Annotated in this window: 16 protein-coding genes; 8 read left to right on the forward strand and 8 right to left on the reverse strand. The window is 63.5% G+C overall.

What is annotated here, in order from left to right:
• Nucleotides 1–14: 14 nt before the first annotated feature.
• From SynBMKMC1_RS09190 to ftsH, 3 genes are read right to left on the reverse strand one after another with little or no spacing between them, the layout of a single operon-like run.
• A complete protein-coding gene (locus SynBMKMC1_RS09190; protein WP_255486144.1) occupies nt 15–761 on the reverse strand; it encodes a carboxylesterase in 747 nt (248 codons plus the stop codon).
• Between the two features lie 4 nt (nt 762–765).
• Complete coding sequence (gene argF, locus SynBMKMC1_RS09195) at nt 766–1,722, reverse strand: ornithine carbamoyltransferase (protein ID WP_186471505.1); 957 nt, start codon at nt 1,720–1,722, stop codon at nt 766–768.
• Nucleotides 1,723–1,774: 52 nt separating this feature from the next.
• A complete protein-coding gene (gene ftsH / locus SynBMKMC1_RS09200) occupies nt 1,775–3,652 on the reverse strand; it encodes an ATP-dependent zinc metalloprotease FtsH (protein ID WP_011933587.1) in 1,878 nt (625 codons plus the stop codon).
• 151 nt (nt 3,653–3,803) lie between these two features.
• Here ftsH and SynBMKMC1_RS09205 point away from each other — a divergent pair, with 151 nt between their 5' ends.
• Entirely contained in the window at nt 3,804–4,550 is a 747-nt protein-coding gene (locus SynBMKMC1_RS09205; protein WP_186471506.1) for a potassium channel family protein, read from the forward strand.
• A 49-nt stretch (nt 4,551–4,599) separates the two neighbouring features.
• Nucleotides 4,600–5,325: a potassium channel family protein gene (locus SynBMKMC1_RS09210; RefSeq protein WP_186471507.1), complete on the forward strand. Its 726-nt coding sequence runs from the start codon at nt 4,600–4,602 to the stop codon at nt 5,323–5,325.
• Here SynBMKMC1_RS09210 and ribD read toward each other — a convergent pair.
• A complete protein-coding gene (gene ribD, locus SynBMKMC1_RS09215) occupies nt 5,300–6,418 on the reverse strand; it encodes a bifunctional diaminohydroxyphosphoribosylaminopyrimidine deaminase/5-amino-6-(5-phosphoribosylamino)uracil reductase RibD (RefSeq protein WP_186471508.1) in 1,119 nt (372 codons plus the stop codon). The two genes, SynBMKMC1_RS09210 and ribD, sit on opposite strands and share 26 nt — an antisense overlap.
• The gene (locus tag SynBMKMC1_RS09220) at nt 6,415–6,915 is read right to left on the reverse strand and encodes a DUF3122 domain-containing protein (RefSeq protein WP_186471509.1); all 501 of its coding nucleotides are present in this window, start codon (nt 6,913–6,915) and stop codon (nt 6,415–6,417) included. The genes ribD and SynBMKMC1_RS09220 overlap by 4 nt, the downstream gene beginning before the upstream one ends.
• A 24-nt stretch (nt 6,916–6,939) precedes the next feature.
• Here SynBMKMC1_RS09220 and SynBMKMC1_RS09225 point away from each other — a divergent pair, with 24 nt between their 5' ends.
• Nucleotides 6,940–7,419: an ureidoglycolate lyase gene (locus SynBMKMC1_RS09225; protein WP_186471510.1), complete on the forward strand. Its 480-nt coding sequence runs from the start codon at nt 6,940–6,942 to the stop codon at nt 7,417–7,419.
• Here the strand turns inward: SynBMKMC1_RS09225 and SynBMKMC1_RS09230 are convergent, their stop codons facing one another.
• Nucleotides 7,420–9,921: a GH116 family glycosyl hydrolase gene (locus tag SynBMKMC1_RS09230; protein ID WP_186473409.1), complete on the reverse strand. Its 2,502-nt coding sequence runs from the start codon at nt 9,919–9,921 to the stop codon at nt 7,420–7,422. It abuts the gene before it with no gap.
• Nucleotides 9,922–10,012: 91 nt separating this feature from the next.
• Here SynBMKMC1_RS09230 and SynBMKMC1_RS09235 point away from each other — a divergent pair, with 91 nt between their 5' ends.
• The 3 genes from SynBMKMC1_RS09235 to SynBMKMC1_RS09245 are packed head-to-tail and all read left to right on the forward strand — an operon-like array spanning nt 10,013 to nt 14,143.
• The gene (locus SynBMKMC1_RS09235) at nt 10,013–11,695 is read left to right on the forward strand and encodes an amidohydrolase (protein ID WP_186471511.1); all 1,683 of its coding nucleotides are present in this window, start codon (nt 10,013–10,015) and stop codon (nt 11,693–11,695) included.
• Nucleotides 11,682–12,587: a GTP-binding protein gene (locus tag SynBMKMC1_RS09240; RefSeq protein WP_186471512.1), complete on the forward strand. Its 906-nt coding sequence runs from the start codon at nt 11,682–11,684 to the stop codon at nt 12,585–12,587. The genes SynBMKMC1_RS09235 and SynBMKMC1_RS09240 overlap by 14 nt, the downstream gene beginning before the upstream one ends.
• Complete coding sequence (locus SynBMKMC1_RS09245) at nt 12,584–14,143, forward strand: MFS transporter (RefSeq protein WP_186471513.1); 1,560 nt, start codon at nt 12,584–12,586, stop codon at nt 14,141–14,143. Before SynBMKMC1_RS09240 ends, SynBMKMC1_RS09245 begins: the two co-directional genes overlap by 4 nt.
• A 9-nt stretch (nt 14,144–14,152) precedes the next feature.
• Here the strand turns inward: SynBMKMC1_RS09245 and SynBMKMC1_RS09250 are convergent, their stop codons facing one another.
• Together SynBMKMC1_RS09250 and SynBMKMC1_RS09255 are read right to left on the reverse strand one after the other, a co-directional pair.
• Nucleotides 14,153–14,419, reverse strand: coding sequence for a hypothetical protein (locus SynBMKMC1_RS09250; protein ID WP_186471514.1), 267 nt, complete (start codon nt 14,417–14,419; stop codon nt 14,153–14,155).
• Nucleotides 14,406–14,678: a hypothetical protein gene (locus SynBMKMC1_RS09255; protein ID WP_255486146.1), complete on the reverse strand. Its 273-nt coding sequence runs from the start codon at nt 14,676–14,678 to the stop codon at nt 14,406–14,408. The genes SynBMKMC1_RS09250 and SynBMKMC1_RS09255 overlap by 14 nt, the downstream gene beginning before the upstream one ends.
• A gap of 138 nt (nt 14,679–14,816) precedes the next feature.
• On the opposite strand from SynBMKMC1_RS09255, the gene SynBMKMC1_RS09260 reads away from it, so the two are divergent.
• Both SynBMKMC1_RS09260 and SynBMKMC1_RS09265 read left to right on the forward strand, forming a co-directional pair.
• The gene (locus SynBMKMC1_RS09260; RefSeq protein WP_186471516.1) at nt 14,817–15,314 is read left to right on the forward strand and encodes a hypothetical protein; all 498 of its coding nucleotides are present in this window, start codon (nt 14,817–14,819) and stop codon (nt 15,312–15,314) included.
• Nucleotides 15,311–16,255 carry a hypothetical protein gene (locus SynBMKMC1_RS09265; RefSeq protein ID WP_186471517.1) on the forward strand — a complete coding sequence of 315 codons (945 nt, stop codon included), beginning with the start codon at nt 15,311–15,313 and terminating at the stop codon, nt 16,253–16,255. The genes SynBMKMC1_RS09260 and SynBMKMC1_RS09265 overlap by 4 nt, the downstream gene beginning before the upstream one ends.
• The last annotated feature ends 2 nt before the right edge of the window (nt 16,256–16,257 follow it).

Raw genomic sequence — 16,257 nt, forward strand, 5'->3', positions numbered from 1 at the left:
AGAGTGCCCAGACCCTAAGCCGATTCAAGTCGCCTGATGAACTCTGCGGTCACAGCGGCCACGGTGTGCCATTCCGCGTCTGTGGTGATCAGGTGACCGCTGTTCTCCAACCACTGCAGCTGCACAGAGGGAGAGCTGACCCGCTCACACAAACGATTCACACCGCGCACCGTGATCACCCGATCAAGACGACTGGCCATCACCAGCAAGGGTTGCCTCACTTCCGCCAGATGGCGGCGAGTGTCAGCAATCAGCTCCAGAACCTTCACGCTGCAGCGAGATGGCCAGCGGTTGTAGGTCCAGATGCGCTCAGCGGTGGTGGGATCCACGAAGTCATCAGCGGGCCGCGGAACCGAAGCCAGAACCTTGGCCAGCAACGGTGCGATCAGAGCACGGGGATCAGCGCTGATGATCGGTGGTGAATAGGTGATCACCCCTTGGATGGACGGTCGCCGCCGCGCCACTTGCAACGCCAGGATCGCCCCCAACGACAAACCACCCACCACCACGTTCTGGCCTTGCTGCTGCAAGCGATCGACCACGGCGTCGAGCTGATTGAGCCATTGGACGGGATCCACCGGCATCAGATCCTCGAGGCAGGTGCCATGCCCAGCGAGCAAGGGGCACTCCACCCCATAGCCCTCGCGCTGCAAAGAGTCGGCCAGCAGACCCATCTCAGCAGGTGATCCGGTGTAGCCATGAATCAACACCACGGTGGTGGACCCACCGGGCAAAACGATCGGATCGGGTGAGGCGCCCACGCCGTCAGAGTCCGCCCAGCAGGGCCGCCAGCAGCGCCTGCTGGGCATGCAAACGGTTTTCGGCCTGATCGAAGATCCGGCTTGAGGGGCCCTCCATCACACCGGCACTGATCTCTTCGCCGCGGTGTGCCGGAAGGCAGTGCAATACGATGGCGCGGGGATCAGCCTCTGCCAACAGATCCTCGTTGAGGCAGAAACCTTGGAAGGCCTGCTCACGCTCGGCCTGTTCCTGCTCTTGGCCCATGGACGCCCACACATCGGTGTAGAGCGCCTGCGCACCGCGCACGGCCTCCACCGGATCCGTGATCACACTGATCTGCGCACCGCAAACAGACAACGCACGCGCCTGGTCCACGACCCCAGGGAGTGGCTCAAATCCCTGCGGGCAACCAATGCGCACATTCACGCCGAGCAGGGCTCCACAGAGCATCAGTGAGTGGGCCACGTTGTTGCCGTCACCCACATAAGCCAGCGTCTGACCCTGCAGATCGCCGAACGCCTCCTGCATCGTGAGGAAATCAGCGAGGGCCTGGCAGGGGTGCTCGAGGTCGGTGAGCGCATTGATCACCGGAATCGAAGCCCAGTGGGCGTAATCCGCCAACTCCTGCTGGGCGAAGGTGCGGATCGCCAGCACATCGCAAAAGCGGCTGAGCACACGTGCGGTGTCTTCCAGAGGCTCACCACGTCCGAGCTGGGTGACCTGGGGATTGAGGTCAACGGTTTGACCACCAAGGCGAGCCATCGCCACCTGAAAGCTCACCCGGGTGCGTGTTGACGCTTTGGTGAAGATCAACCCAAGCACCCGATTGCCCAGATCAATGCGGCGGTCGCCGTGTTTGAGCTGAACGGCCAACTGGAGCAAAGCCGCAGTCTGCTCGGCAGAAACATCGGCCGAAGAAAGGAAGTCGCAGCCGCCCAACGCGGTAAGAGCTGCGGCGACACTGGTGGAGGCAGACGCCATGGCTGGACTTCAAACAGCTGTTATCAGGGACAAGTGGTGGATCCGTCAAGCCTCAGGCCGCAATGGCCTCAGGCATCACGCTGGCCGCCAGCATCTCCTTGAGGTCGTCGCCTTCGATCACTTCTTTCTCGAGGATCTTCTGGGCGATGGTTTCCAGAAGCGCCATGTTCTGACGAAGGATCGCCAGAGCCTGGTCATGGGCGTTGTCCACCAGGGCGCGCACTTCGCGATCGATCGCCTGGGCCGTGGCATCACTCACCGTGCGGCGCGGGTTGTTGCCACCACCAAGGAAACGCCCACCACCCTGTTTGTCGTAGGCCAGAGGCCCAAGGGTGTCACTCATGCCGTAGGTGCCCACCATCTGCTCGGCGATGTCCGTGGCCCGCTGGAGATCGTTGGCCGCTCCGGTGGTGATTTTGCCGAACACAATCTCCTCAGCAGATCGTCCGCCCAGGAGGGTGGCGATTTGTCCTTCCAGGTCTTCGCGAGAATTGAGGAAGCGCTCTTCGGTGGGAAGTTGCAGCGTGTACCCCAAGGCACTCATGCCGCGGGGAACGATGGAGATCTTCGCCACCTTGCTGCCCCCAGGCATCAGGTGACCCACGATCGCGTGGCCAACTTCGTGGTACGCCACGACCTTCTTCTCGTCGTCCTGCATCACCCGGCTCTTCTTCTCAAGACCGGCGACAACACGCTCGATCGCCTCGTTGAGGTCCCCTTGCTGCACTGAGGTCTGCTTGTTGCGAGCAGCGAGCAGAGCCGCTTCATTCACCAGATTGGCCAGGTCGGCACCGGCAAATCCACTGGTGGCCTGAGCGATGCGGTCGAGATCCACACCCTCAGCCAGCTTCACTTTTTTGGCGTAGATCTCGAGGATCGTTTTACGACCGGACAGATCCGGACGGTCCACGAGCACCTGGCGATCAAAACGTCCGGGACGCAACAACGCCGCATCAAGAACCTCGGGCTGGTTGGTGGCCGCCAGCACAATCACGGGCTTGTCCTTGGAGGCAAAACCATCCATTTCAGTGAGCAGCTGATTAAGGGTCTGCTCGCGCTCATCGTTGCCGCCGACCACACCCATCGAGCCCGAACGGCTTTTACCGATCGCGTCGAGTTCATCGATGAAAATGATGCAGGGTGCGTTCTTTTTGGCCTGCTCAAACAGATCGCGCACCCTGGCCGCGCCAGCGCCCACGAAGAGCTCAACGAATTCTGAACCGCTGATGATGAAGAACGGCACACCGGCTTCGCCGGCGACGGCCTTCGAAAGCAGAGTCTTGCCTGTTCCAGGAGGACCAACCAACAGCACACCCTTGGGAATCCGAGCCCCGATCTCCGCATAGCGCTCAGGGGTCTTGAGGAAGTCGACGATTTCGGTGAGTTCGTCTTTGGCCTCATCCACACCCGCCACGTCGGCAAAGGTGACCCGGGATTGCTCATCGGGCACGTACACCTTGGCTTTGCTCTTGGTGAAATTGAGCGCTCCCTGGGCCCCGCCAGCGCCCATGGAACGGCGGGCAAAGAACTGCAGCACCAAGATGAAGATCAGCGGCGGCACCACCCAACTGAGGATCGTGGTGAAGATGTTGGGTTTCTTCGGCGGTGCTGCTGCGAATTCCACGCCCTTGCTCTCCAGGCGCTGAGGAAGATCCATGTCGAAGATCGGCGTCGTCGCCAAAACAGACGGTGCACCTTCTTCGGCTTCGGCCAGCTCGTAGCGGATCTGATCCTGCGTGATGTAAGCGCGCTTCACGGCGCCATCATTCACTTGATCAATAAACAGTGAGTAAGGAACCCGAGGCACCTGCTGCATGCCCTGGTTGGGCAGGAAACTGCTGATCAGCAGAAGCACCCCGAAGCCGATCAACACAAGGTTGATGATTCCAAAGCGGCGGTTGGGGCGATTGTCGTCCTCGCGGATCGGCATGTTGCGGGTCCCGATGATGCACCCAAACTAAGGCTCACTTTTGATCAGCGTCCGTCCGAGTGGGTTGGGAGAACCGTACGAGGGATGAGCGTCAGAGGCTCGCCTGCGCGAGCGATCCGGGCCATCCTCGGCCTGAGCAACCCCAAACACGATGCGATCGGAGTGGCGGAGCAAGCGACGGAGGGAACGGATTTATGAACTGCTGCTGGGCCTCTGCCTGCTGGTGCTGACCAGCTTTGCCTTTCCCAGGGTCACCTGGCTGGGAAGCCTGGGCTATGCCCTCATCGCCCTGCTGCTGACGCAGTTGGTGATGATCCGCAAGCCAGTACTCACCCTCCAGGACCGCCTGTACCAAGGGCTGGGGCTCGTGGCGCTGTCGGCTTTGCTGCTGTGGCTGCTCACCCCGGTGCGCTGGGAAACCAGCGGCGTGCCGCTGGTGTTGAGCTGGGGAGTCCTGGTGGGGTGGAGTGTGATCCGCCTGGTGGAACGCCTGGCCAGCGAACGGCGGGTCACCGCCGCCATGCTGATGGGCGCTGCCGCGGGCTACCTGTTGCTGGGGCTCACAGCAGGACTGGTGATGAGCGCAGTGGAAACCATTCAGCCAGGCAGCTTCGAACCCCTCGACATTCCAATCACAGATGCCGCTGGCCAGAACAACACGGTGCTTGTGTCAGCGCCGGTGTTTGCTCAGATCAATTACTTCGCCTTCATCTGCCTCACCACCGTTGGCTTTGGAGACATCAACCCCGAGCTTCCCCTGGCCAGGATGCTCGCCGTCACCACAGGCATTGCCGGACCGCTCTACCTGGCGGTGGTAATGGGGGTGCTGATCGGGCGTTACGCCGGTGACCGCGAAATCGAAACCCGCCTGGAACAACACAATCCCGATCGACGTTGAAGACAAACAGCTGCGCTGTGGTGAGACTTCCAGAAGACCGACGCCGACCGTGCCGAGCTTTCCGTCTTTTCTGCTGCAGCAACGCAATGGTCCCGGCCAGCGGGATTACCGGGTGCTGCTGGCTCTGACCCTGCTGGTGCTGATCAGCTTCGCCTTTCCGCCCCTGAACTGGCTGGGCGCTCCCTGCTACTCCCTGATCGCCCTCTGGTTCACGCGGGTGCTGGGCAGCAGCGGCAACGCCCACCCCTGGAGCGACCGGCTGTATCAAGCGCTGGGGCTGTTCGCGGTGGTGTCGCAGTGGATGTGGCTGATCACACCGGTGAAGCTGGAGAGCAGCGGCATCCCCCTGGTCACCAGCTGGTGCCTGCTGGTGGGCTGGAGTGTGATCCGGCTGGTGCGGGCCCTGGCCAGCGAAACCAAGGTGAATGAGCGGGTGCTGATGGGAGCCGCTGCGGGATATCTGCACCTGGGCCTCACCGCCGGTCTGGTGATGGGGGCTGTGGAAACGATTCAGCACGGCAGCTTCAGGCCGCTGACCATGGCCTCGATGATGGAACTCAGCTCCGACAGCGTGCTGATGGTGAGCAGCTCGTTTGCGGAGATCAACTACTACGCCTTTGTGTGTCTCACCACCGTGGGCTACGGGGACATCAATCCCGTTCTGCCACTGGCCCGAATGTTGAGCATCGCCACAAGCATCATCGGCCCCCTCTATCTGGCGGTGGTGATGGGCGTGCTGATCGGTCGCTTCAGCACGGATCTGAAAGGGGACTGAAGGTCGCCTGCAGCAACAGATCGTCGGCAAGGCACTGCTGCTGTAGGCCCTGCAGCTCAAGCACCTCGTTCATGGCCTGGAAGCCCAGAGTCCCCAGAGGGGTGCGCGCCGGCTCACCGCCCAGCAGCTTGGGTGCAATCACCGCCGCGATGTCCTGCACACAACCCTGCCGGATGGCGGCAGCGGCAAGCCTCGGGCCGCACTCCCAGAGCACCCGATTGCAGCCCCGTTGGGCCAACACGGCCATCAGCGCATCGGGCTCGCAGGCCTGCAGCTCCTGCCGCTGCACACCGACAGCGTCCAGACGGCTCCTCGCGTCCGCCGGCGCGTCCAGGCCGTGCACCACGAGGGTGGGAGCAACGGATTGATTCCAGAGCTGAGCCTGATCGGGCAAGTCCAGGCTGCGGCTCAGCACCACCCTCAGCGGTTCGGGGCTGCGCAAACCCCGGCTGGTGAGCAGGGGGTCGTCGGCGCGCACGGTGCCGCCTCCCACAATCACCGCATCACACTGAGCCCGCAAACGATGCACCCAGCTGCGGGCGCTGGGACCGCTGATCCACTGGCTGGCGCCATTGGGCAAGGCCGTGCGGCCATCGAGACTCATCGCCCACTTGAGAAGCCCCCAGGGCCAACCGGTGCGCACGCGGTGCACGAAGGCACGGTTCTGGTGGGCCGCTTCAGCCTCAAGCACCCCGGAGATCACATCCACTCCGGCATCGCGCAGCCGTTGCAAACCACCGCCGGCAACACGAGGGTCGGGATCGGTGAGGGCCACCACCACCCGCGTAATGCCGGCTTTGATCACCGCGTCGGTGCAGGGCGGGGTGCGGCCGTGATGGCAGCAGGGTTCCAGGGTGACGATGATCGTGCCACCGCTGGCGGCAGCACCGGCCTGGGCCAAAGCCCCCACTTCGGCATGGGGTTGACCGGCCCGGGCATGAAACCCCTCCCCCACCAGCGCGCCGGAGGAATCGAGCACCACGGCGCCCACCAGGGGATTGGGGCTGGTGTGGCCATCGGCCAAGGCCGCCAGCGCCAAGGCCCGGCGCATCCAGGGAATCCAGCGCTGATCCGGATCAGCGACCGCCCTCATGACCCAAGAGGCTCCATCTGCACCTCACGCCACTCGCCCACCACATAGGGGGGGACGGGCATTTCGTTGAACACACCGGGAAGGAACAAGCGCAGCGGGCGGTTATTGCTCAGATCGTTGAGCAGGGGGTCGAGCGCAAATTCCGCCGCAGCCTCCCGTCCGTCAGTGGCCAGCGCAGGATTGTCGAGGGTGATGTCGTCGAGCTGCCACTCCTTCACGCCGGCCTGCACGAGCAGGGGGGAGGGATGCTCGAGGCGCAGTTTGCCGGGGTAGCCCACGATGCGCAGCACCACAGGGTTGCCGGGCTGGCCGGTGCGATAGGCCACCGCCTGCCAACTCTGATAATCGAGATCGCGCAGGCTTTCGAGGCTGCGCAGCATCGGTGCCCCGTTCTCATCCTGGTGTTCATGCACCTGGGCATTCACCGCCGTGGGTGTGAGCAGCAACAGCGTTACGGCAACCAGCAGCGTGCAGAGCAGACGACGCAACGCGAGCATGAATCAAGCGCGAACAGTGCTTCCATGATCGAGCATCAGCCCCTGAAAGCGGGATCCCTGCTGGACCCACGCCTGCCCGCCTGCGGCACGGCCTTGCGCGAGGTGGACGACATGACCTTGCCCGGGGAGCAGGACGCGCAGCTCAGCTTCGGGCCCGGGACACTGCGTTACTACGTGATGCGCATCCCCCGCAGACCCCTGCGGATTACGGCGATGACCCGCCATGTGAACGCCACCCAATGCCTGAGTTCGGCTGAAGCACGCCCCTTCTGGCTGCTGCTGGCTCCACCAGACACTGAAGGGCCTCTGCTCGATGCCTCAGCGGCCTGGCTGCTGCGCATCGAAGCCGGCGAAGGCATCAAATTGCATCTGGGCACCTGGCATGCCGGACCGTTGTTTGCTGCCGACGCCGCCTCCTTTTTCAACCTGGAGCTGAGCGACACCAACCAGAACGATCACGAAACCCTGAAGCTCGATCGCCCCTTGCAGGTGTCGTTGAACTGACTACCCCCGCTCCGCCCCAGGAATCCGTTGCCAGTCGGTGTGCGTCGCCCACAGTCCCCAGATCGCCATCGCCCGCAGGTAGTGGCAAGCCCGGAAGGTGTTCACCGCGGTGATTGCCTCTGGCGTGCGGAACTGCAGACCACCGCTGTACACCTGATCCACCACCGCTGAGCAGATCGCCTCGGCGGTTTGGCCTTCACCCATCAGGCGGTAGTAGCTGGCAAGGCCGAAATTGATGCCCGTCCACACCTCCAAGGGGTGGGTGCCATTGGGATCCAGGGGCGTGCCATCGCGGCGCAGGCCATTGGCCACCCCGAGGCTGCCGCCTTGGAACTTCTCAAAGCAGCTCTCCTTCACGGCCTTGAGCGTGCTGCGGCTGTTGGCCTCACTCACCACCGGCTCCAGCCCCAGCAGGCGCGCATAGAAATCACCACAGAGCTGATCGGCCATCACCACCGGCGTACCGCTTTCGGCATCGATGTCGTAATACTCGCCATTCCAGAGCAAACGATCGAAGTTGCTGCGCGATTGCTCAAGCCAGGCGCTGAAGGTGTGCTGATCGCTGCCCGTGTCCAGCCCCAGCTCCTGCTGCAATCGTTGGGCCATGGCCAGAGCGGCTTCCAGCGCAGCGATCCACAACGCCCCGCAGTAGGCACTCACCCCCTTCAGCGGCCAGTCGTCGAAGGTCTGATCAGGAGCACCTCCGTTGTCGGGCAAGCCGTCGTTGTTCACATCAAAACGCTTCAGATAGTGCAAGGCCTGCACCGCCGCAGGCCAGCAATCGGCCAGGAATGTGAGATCTTCGCCGGTGGGTGCCAGCTTGAAGGTGCGCCACACCTGGAGCACAAAGTCACTGGCGAGGTCTTTCCAGAGATTGCAATCCTGATACGCCGTGTAATTGGTGGCATCAAAGGGCACTTCGTTGGGAGCCCCCAGGTCGTGCGGCGTGGCCCCCTCCACCTTGCGATCGGCTTCCACACGGCCGCGCCCCTGGGTGAAATACCAACCGATCGGCCGCTGGGTAGCATCCGCCGCCGGGATCGCTCTGGCGAAACTGCGCAGCACGGCCTTGTCGAGCTCCGGCCAGAGCTGCAGCAGGGCAAAAGAACCGTAGAGCCGCACATCCAAACTTTCATACCAGGCGTAGTCGAGGCACTCGAGCACGCCGAAGCGGCCGTGGGGATCCTTGCTCGATGCCGCGGTCCAGAGGCTTCCGCCACTGGCCAGGTCGTAGAGCTCATTAAACAGAGCCATACGCAAGGCTTCCGGCAGCTCCTTGCGCGCCAGCACCGGTGCCTGCCAGGCCTCGATCTGCTCACGCCACTGGCGCCAGTCGCGCAGCGCTTCCGCTGCCAACGCCGCAGCATTGCGACCATCGGCTCCGAAGAAATCGGTATAGCGGCGCAGATCACGCACACCGGTCGCGAAGGCGGTAACCGGCAGATCCCAGCTGATCGCAATCGGGATGTCGCGCGATTCCCCAGGGGCCAGGGTGAACGTCAAAGCGATCGCTGCGCTGGCTTGCTCGCCCGCACGGCTGGAGCGATCGTTGTTGCTGTTGGGAATGCGGCCCTCCGCAGCGAACGATTGCCAGAGCTCCTGGCCATCGCCCGTGGGGTCCCAGCGGCTGCAGCGCAGCACTTCAACGCCCTCCAGGGCGTCCGGCACCGCCAGACACCACTGACCCTGGCCCTCGCCGATCGGCTCACTGCGCTGGCCCTCCAACACGATGCCGCGCACACCCTCTTGATCCAACCAACGGTTGCGTTGTCCTTCGCCCTGGCCGATCGCCGGCGCGTAGTTGTGCTCCGGGCTGCCGTCGTCGCGGAAGTGCACCTCTGCCGAGGGGTCGGTGTTGAAGAACCAACCCACGGTGTTGCGCCAACTCAGCAGCAACGACAGATCCAACGGTTGATCGCTGGGATTGCGCAGGGTCCAGCGGAACACGGCCACCGGGTAACTGGTGCGTTGGTAGTCACCTGGAAGAATCGGGCTGAACGCCTCGCAACTCACCTCGGCGTCGTACACGCCCTCGTAACGGGTCCAGCTCAGGGGATAGCGGGCGGCGTAGGTGCCGGTGCTGCGCTCCGGCGTGCTGGCGGGATACCAATCCCAGGCAGCCAGGGGCTCAGCGCTGTTGGGGCGTGAGGCATCCGCCTCGGGCTTCACGGCTAAAGCGTGGGCCCGTTGGCTGCTGCCGTTGCTTTCGAACAGGGCGAACTGGCAGTCGGGGATCGTTCCATACCAGTGCTCTCCACCATCGAGGTGCCAGAGGTTGAAGTCACCGCGGGAGCTGCGGCCGATGCAGCCAGCACCAAAGCCCCCCAGGGGCATGCCGTGCCAGGGGCCGTCATCGAGATTGCTGGCGTAACGCACCGTGTAGGGCTGATCCCAGCCCAAACCGAACGGCCGGCTCCAACTGGCCTCAGGAGGCGTCCAGGCCTGCGGCCGGGAACTGCGGCGCAGGAGCGAGCGCAGGGCAGACAGACCGAAGGGAGCCATGAAACGGCGGAAGGTCGCCCCAGATTGCCAGACCTTGTCAGACAAGCCAGGGGATGGCTACCAGCAGAGCAGCAGGCTTCAGCACGTTTTCATGAGCGCGCACACCTCCGCCGACCTGATCCTGCAGGGGGGCACGCTGATCACCATGAATCCAGCCCAGCCTAGAGCTGAAGCGATGGCCATCCGCGATGGGCTGATTCAAGCCGTGGGATCGCAGGAGCAGGTGATGGCCTGCCAAGGGCCGACAACCCAGGTGGTGGACCTGGCCGGGCACACGCTGCTGCCCGGCTTCATCGATGCCCACGGGCATTTCAGCAATGCCCTGATGGTGGTGGACTGGGCCAACATCCAGCGGCCGCCAGCCGGTCCGGTCACGGACATCGCCAGCCTGCAGCAGGTGCTGCGCGATCACCTCACGGCCCATCCACTGGCAACAGGACAGTGGATGGTGGGCTACGGCTATGACCCCGATGGACTTGCCGACGGCCGTGGGCTCGACCGGGCCGACATCGACCCCATCACGCCCGATAACCCCGTGATGCTCATTCACAACTCCAACCACGGTGCCGTGCTCAACAGCAAAGCCCTGGAGCTGGTGGGCTACGACGCAGCCACACCGGATCCGGCCGGCGGGGTGATCGTGAGGCGGGCGGGAAGCCAGGAACCTGCAGGCCTGGTGATGGAAACCGCGTTCATCCCCCTGTTCGTGCAAATGCCGAAACCCTCTCAAGAGGCGTTGCTCGAGCGGTTTGCCGCGGCTCAGGCCCTTTACACCTGCAAAGGCATCACCACCATTCAGGAGGGAGCCACCACCGCAGCCGATCTGACAATGTTGCAGCGGGGAGCCTCAGAGGGGCGACTGCTGGTGGATGTCGTGTCCCTCCCCCTGGTGCTGGAGGTGCCGAAGCTCCTCAGTGAGCGCTTTCCCGATGGGCATCACCACAGCCTCGAGCTGCCCGAAGCCGCGCGGGATGCCTTCGGCACTTATCACAACCGGTTCAAGCTGCAGGGCATCAAGTTGCTCCTGGATGGTTCTCCTCAGGGGAAGACCGCGTTCTGGAGCGAACCCCTGCTCACCGGGGGACCGAACGGTGAAGCCAACTGGCGGGGGCAACCGATCGTGCCGCCGGAAGAATTGAACAAAGCCGTGGCCACTCTGAGCCGCCAGGGCATTCAACTTTTCGCGCACTGCAACGGCGATGCCGCGATCGCGATGATGATCGAAGCAGTGCGCAAGGCCGGTCTTCAGGCAGACCAGGACCACCGCACGGTGATCATCCACTCCCAGTTCATGGCCCCCGGTCAGCTGGAGGAGTACGTGGAACTCGGCCTGCATCCCAGTTTTTTCACGGTGCACGCCTTTTTCTATGGCGATGTGCACCTCGCCAATCTGGGAGCCGATCGCTGCAGCCGCCTCAGCCCCATGGCCTCCGCCATGCGCCTGGGCCTGCATTGCTCCAACCACAACGACTTCTCGGTGACACCGATTGAGCCGATGCGGATGGTGCAGACCGCGATGCAACGGCGCAGTCGCAGCGGAACCGTGCTGGGTGAGGGGGAGCGTGTGAGCGCTGAACAGGCGTTGATGGCTCTCACCCTCGAGGCCGCCTGGCAGCTGCGTGAGGAAACAAGCAAAGGCAGCCTTGAGGTGGGCAAACGCGCTGATCTGGTGGTGCTCGATCAAGACCCCACGACCGTCAATCCAGACGACCTCAATGGCATTGAGGTGATCGCCACTATCAAAGACGGAGCCTGCGTGCATGGCTCCTTCTGAACTGCAATCCCTTCTGGGGTTACCGACCACCCTGGTGGGGGGCTATCTCGGCGCCGGAAAAACCAGTCGCATCAACCGCTGGCTGGAGAATCCCGCCCATGCCAACACAGCCGTGCTGGTGAATGATCTGGGCTCGATCAACATCGACGCCCAACGCCTGCGCGCAACCCATGGCCAGGTGATCGAACTCACCCAGGGGTGCCTCTGCTGCAGCCTGCGCGATGGCCTGGGCGAGGCCCTGCTGCAACTGGCCGTCGTACCCAGGCGGCCGCGCCGATTGCTGATCGAAACCAGCGGCATGGCCCTGCCCCTGCGGGTGGGGGAACAGGTGAGGCTCTACGGCCTGCACCTGGAGAACATCCTTCTACTCGTGGACCTGGAGCGGATCGAGTCCCTCTGGCATGACCGCTGGGTCGGCGACCTGGTGCAGCGCCAGTTCGAAGGAGTGGATCTCATCGTGCCCACAAAAGTGGATCGCCTGGATCCCGCGGAGGTTGAGCGGCGTCAGCGCTGGCTCCAGGAGCACCTGAAAAGCTTGCGCAGTTGCAAGGAGCCAGCACCGTTCCATCCCGGCGCCGAAGCCTTGGTGGAAAGCGAATGCTGGCAGCGGCAACATCCCATCCCACGGCAGGTGCTGCTGCAATGGTTGGCCTCCCTCGATCCGGCACTGTTGCGGCTGAAAGGAGAGGTGTGGCTGGAAGAGCAACCCGGCGGCCCCCTGCGCTTGGACCGGGTCGGCGAGCGGGTGCAGCTGGATCAATCGCCACAGCGACCCTGGCGTGAGGGGGAGTCGCGCTGCAGCCGACTGGTGGCGATCCGTCGCAGCGGTTCCCAACAACAGCACTGGCCATCCGAGGAGATCACAGCCAATCCCATGCCTGTCTGTCCATGAGCACGTCAACGCCAACGCCCCTGAGCGTGTCCGCGCTCACCGTTCCCTATCTGGGCATCCTGGCCAGCCTGCAGTTGATCGATCCCAGCGTGGCCAACATCGCCCTGGTCAAGGCCAGCCAAGCGATGGACATGCATGGAGCGACCCTGGCGCTGGCAGCCAGCACCTCAACCCTGGCGCAAGCCGCCACCGTTCTGGTGATGGGGTTTCTCGGAGATCGCCTCGGACGGCGGCGCATCCTGGCGGCCTCCCTACTCCTGACGATCGCGGGCAACAGCATCACCGTGCTGGCCCCGGACACGGGCCTGTTTCTGGTGGGGCGGGCGTTCACAGGCATCGCCCTGGGCTCCGTGCTCGCTGCAACATTTGCGGCCGTTCGCTTCGTCAGCACCCCGCAAACCCTGGGCCGTGCCCTTGGGTTATGGAATCTGCTGATCATCATCGGCTTCATCCTTGGCTCCTTGGCGGGAGGCACCCTGGCCAACTTCAGCTGGCGACTGGCGATGGCGCTGGTCCCTCTGATCAGCGCTCTCTGCCTGCTGGCCCTTCCCGCACTGGTGCCGCCAATGCCTGCCAACCGGGAACTGCGCGCCGATGGCCCCGGCCTGGTGAGCATTGCCGCTGCCATGGTGCTGTTTCTCTACGGCGTGAGCCAAGCCGTGTCTGGGCTGACGCGCGTGGAATTCTGGCTGCCGACCGTGGCGGGCCTGGTGCTCTTCGCTGTGCATTACCAGCTGGAACGACGCAGCAGCCAGCCGATGTTTCCGCCCGGGCTCTATGAACGGGGACTGTTTGCCGCCGCCGTGGTGAGCGGGATCGGCTGGAACTTCGCCCAGTCGGTCGTTCAACTGCAGACCAGCAATTTCTGGCAGGTGGTGCAGCGCTTCAGCACCACCCAGGTTGCCCTTGGCCAACTGCCACTCCTGATCTGCTTCGGTGGCGGCGGCATCGTGGCCGGACGGCTGATGCGGCCGGGACGCCGCATGCTCCAGCTGATGGGCTGGGGGAGCCTGGTGTTGGTGGCTGGGGTGGCGCTGCTGGGAGGCATTCGGGCCGATACCCCCTATCCCATGCTGCTGCCGGCACTGGTACTGGTGGGCGTGGGGCTGGCCTTCGTGGCCGTCCCCCAATCAGCCCTGTTTGTGCAGGAAGCTCCATCCGACAGTTTCGGAGCTGTCACGGCCTTCCGCACAACCACAGGCCAACTCGGATTCGCCCTTGGCCTGGCAGCCAGTGGCGCGATGGTGAGTGGATTCGGATTCACCGATCTCCGCCTGAAACTGCTCGAAAACGGTGTTTCTGAAGGGGATGTGGCTGCTGCCATGCAGCAGGTGAAGCAACTGCTGCGAAGCGGAACCAGCTCAGGCGCAGGCAGCGCAGGATCAGCGTTAACGGAGGCGATCGGCAGGTCCTATGCCCAGGGCTTGGCTGGAACCCTTTGGGTGGTGGCCGCCATCACCGCCCTACTGCTGATCATCAGCCTGTTGCTGCTGATCATCGGCAGAGAGCAGCAGCTCCTTGATCAAGCTGGCGTCGACTCAGCATCCAGGCCCTAGGGATCGGGCCTAGGGATCCGAACGCTGCTCATCATCGAGCAACGCGTCGAGGGTGACCGCCGTACGCACCAGAGCCTGATACTTCTGAAACACCCGCTGGTTGCGCTCCAACCAGCGGGCCGCCACAACAGCCCCTTCACCTGTTGCCGAGCCCGCCAGTCCTGCAGGCCCCTCGCCATCCATCAGCTCGAGGTCGTCCTCCCGGGCGATCAAGGCCAGCAGCAATTCATGCAGACGCTGACGGCGCGAAGGCTGCCGTGAATCAATCCCAGTCATCACCGCATTGATTGCGCACGTAATCCTCCCGCAACTCGCGAAAATCCTTGGTTTGGCGCGCCAGGAGCGCACTGGCCTCCTCCGCCTGCTGCGGGTTGTCCCCTGAAGCCTGAGACGCGGCGATCAGCATGCGGTTGCGCGCCATCGACGCACCAAGCGTGTTCATCAAACGCTTGATCAAGCCGCAATCATCCACCGCTCGCGCTGGCGTCGGCACCAATAACACCACCAGCACTGCAAGGACGAAGGACTGGACCACAACCGTGTTGACGTCTGGGCGCCAACGTACCGCCGACTGGCGCATTGATCCCACCTGTGCAGATCTACTGCCACCAGCACGATCGTTGGTCATGGTGACGACATGGAGGCGTTGACACCTCCGCCACCCCAAAAACCCATGCCCAATCAGCGTCGCGCTGCGGTGCTGGCAGGCCTGTCAGTCCTGCTTGGCAGTTTCAGCGCACCCGTGGTGATGGCCGAAGAGCTGTACAGCCTGGACACCACCTGCAGAACCGGCGATCGATCCTTTGCCTGTCGCGTGCAGGCGGTCAACGTCGACGACACCACCGAATACCGCCATCAGTTCGGCTCCCGCACCGTGAGCTATCGCGTGATCGAAGATCCCTTCGTGCGCATTGAGGGCCGAGGCAGCAACGCCGAGCCCTGGATCTCGGTGAAGAACGCGTTGATCAACTTCAAAACAGAAGAGTTGTGCTTCAACGATGAGGCCTTCTGCGTGAAGAACCCCTCATTCCTGGCCGACGTTCTGATCAACAGCGGTGATGCCATGCAGGGCCGAACCCGGGTGGGCATGGCCTTCGCTCCCAATGGTCGCGTGGACGTGGCCTGTTTTGACAACGGTTGTGACCGCCTCAAGGAGGCCATCAAGCAATGACAAAAACCATCCGAAACCGCTGCACACGACCGATCGCAGGATGCCTCGGCCTGCTCCTCTCCCTGCAACCCGCGGCCGGCCTGGCCGCCCTCTCCAGCGACGACGCCATCCATCAGGAGTCCGCGCAAGAACAGCTCCTGAGCCAACGCCGCGGTGGTGGGTCTAGAGGTGGTGGGTCCAGAGGTGGTGGCTCGCGCAGCAGTGGCTCACGCAGCAGCGGATCACGCAGCAGTGGTCGAACCGGCTTCAGCTCCTACAGCGGCAGTCGTCAGACCACCCGTCAAACCACCCGTGGCAACCGCCAAAGCACCCGCCAGGGCAATCGCAGCACGCGTCAGGGCCAAGTGCGCAGCAACAGCGGCACACGCCAAAGCACCCGTCAGGGCAACCGCGATACCCGCCAGACCACGCGCGGCAGCAACATCGATGCCCGCCAGCAGGGACGGACGGACCGCACCAACAGCCGCCAGAACAACCGCACGGATCGCGTCGATCGAAGGGCCGATACCCGCCGTGATGTGGTCAACAACTGGGATCGTTATGGCAAGGGTTGGTACAGCAACAACAACTGGACCAACAACCGACCCTGGACCTATGGATGGTACGGAAGCTCCTACTACAACAACTGGGGCTGGTATCCCGGTCAGGCGGCGGCCTGGGGCCTGGCTGGTCTGGCCACTTTTGGCGTGATCAACAGCCTCGTGACATCAGCGCAAAGCAATGAGGTGAGCTACATCGAGGTTCCCGACTCCGATTACTACCTCTATTACCCAAGCGTGACCGCCACGGGCGATGTGGTGACGTTTGAGGTGAATGACGGGGGAAGCACGGTGCGCTTCAGTGCCGACTGCCGCCAGGGGACACTCAACGGCGCCACACCGCGCAATGCCGATGAGGCACAACTGCTGAACGCCGCATGCCAAGTGGCCTTTGGTCAATAACG

The sequence above is a fragment of the Synechococcus sp. BMK-MC-1 genome, assembly GCF_014279955.1.
Taxonomy (GTDB): Bacteria; Cyanobacteriota; Cyanobacteriia; order PCC-6307; family Cyanobiaceae; genus Synechococcus_C.

Excerpts from the sequence above, each read along its gene's own strand:
- argF (WP_186471505.1), bottom strand. The coding sequence starts at position 1,722 with ATGGCGTCTGCCTCCACCAGTGTCGCCGCAGCTCTTACCGCGTTGGGC.
- ftsH (WP_011933587.1), bottom strand. The coding sequence starts at position 3,652 with ATGCCGATCCGCGAGGACGACAATCGCCCCAACCGCCGCTTTGGAATC.
- SynBMKMC1_RS09205 (WP_186471506.1), top strand. The coding sequence starts at position 3,804 with ATGCGATCGGAGTGGCGGAGCAAGCGACGGAGGGAACGGATTTATGAA.
- ribD (WP_186471508.1), bottom strand. The coding sequence starts at position 6,418 with ATGAGGGCGGTCGCTGATCCGGATCAGCGCTGGATTCCCTGGATGCGC.
- SynBMKMC1_RS09220 (WP_186471509.1), bottom strand. The coding sequence starts at position 6,915 with ATGCTCGCGTTGCGTCGTCTGCTCTGCACGCTGCTGGTTGCCGTAACG.
- SynBMKMC1_RS09225 (WP_186471510.1), top strand. The coding sequence starts at position 6,940 with ATGATCGAGCATCAGCCCCTGAAAGCGGGATCCCTGCTGGACCCACGC.
- SynBMKMC1_RS09230 (WP_186473409.1), bottom strand. The coding sequence starts at position 9,921 with ATGGCTCCCTTCGGTCTGTCTGCCCTGCGCTCGCTCCTGCGCCGCAGT.
- SynBMKMC1_RS09235 (WP_186471511.1), top strand. The coding sequence starts at position 10,013 with ATGAGCGCGCACACCTCCGCCGACCTGATCCTGCAGGGGGGCACGCTG.
- SynBMKMC1_RS09240 (WP_186471512.1), top strand. The coding sequence starts at position 11,682 with ATGGCTCCTTCTGAACTGCAATCCCTTCTGGGGTTACCGACCACCCTG.
- SynBMKMC1_RS09245 (WP_186471513.1), top strand. The coding sequence starts at position 12,584 with ATGAGCACGTCAACGCCAACGCCCCTGAGCGTGTCCGCGCTCACCGTT.
- SynBMKMC1_RS09250 (WP_186471514.1), bottom strand. The coding sequence starts at position 14,419 with ATGACTGGGATTGATTCACGGCAGCCTTCGCGCCGTCAGCGTCTGCAT.
- SynBMKMC1_RS09260 (WP_186471516.1), top strand. The coding sequence starts at position 14,817 with ATGCCCAATCAGCGTCGCGCTGCGGTGCTGGCAGGCCTGTCAGTCCTG.
- SynBMKMC1_RS09265 (WP_186471517.1), top strand. The coding sequence starts at position 15,311 with ATGACAAAAACCATCCGAAACCGCTGCACACGACCGATCGCAGGATGC.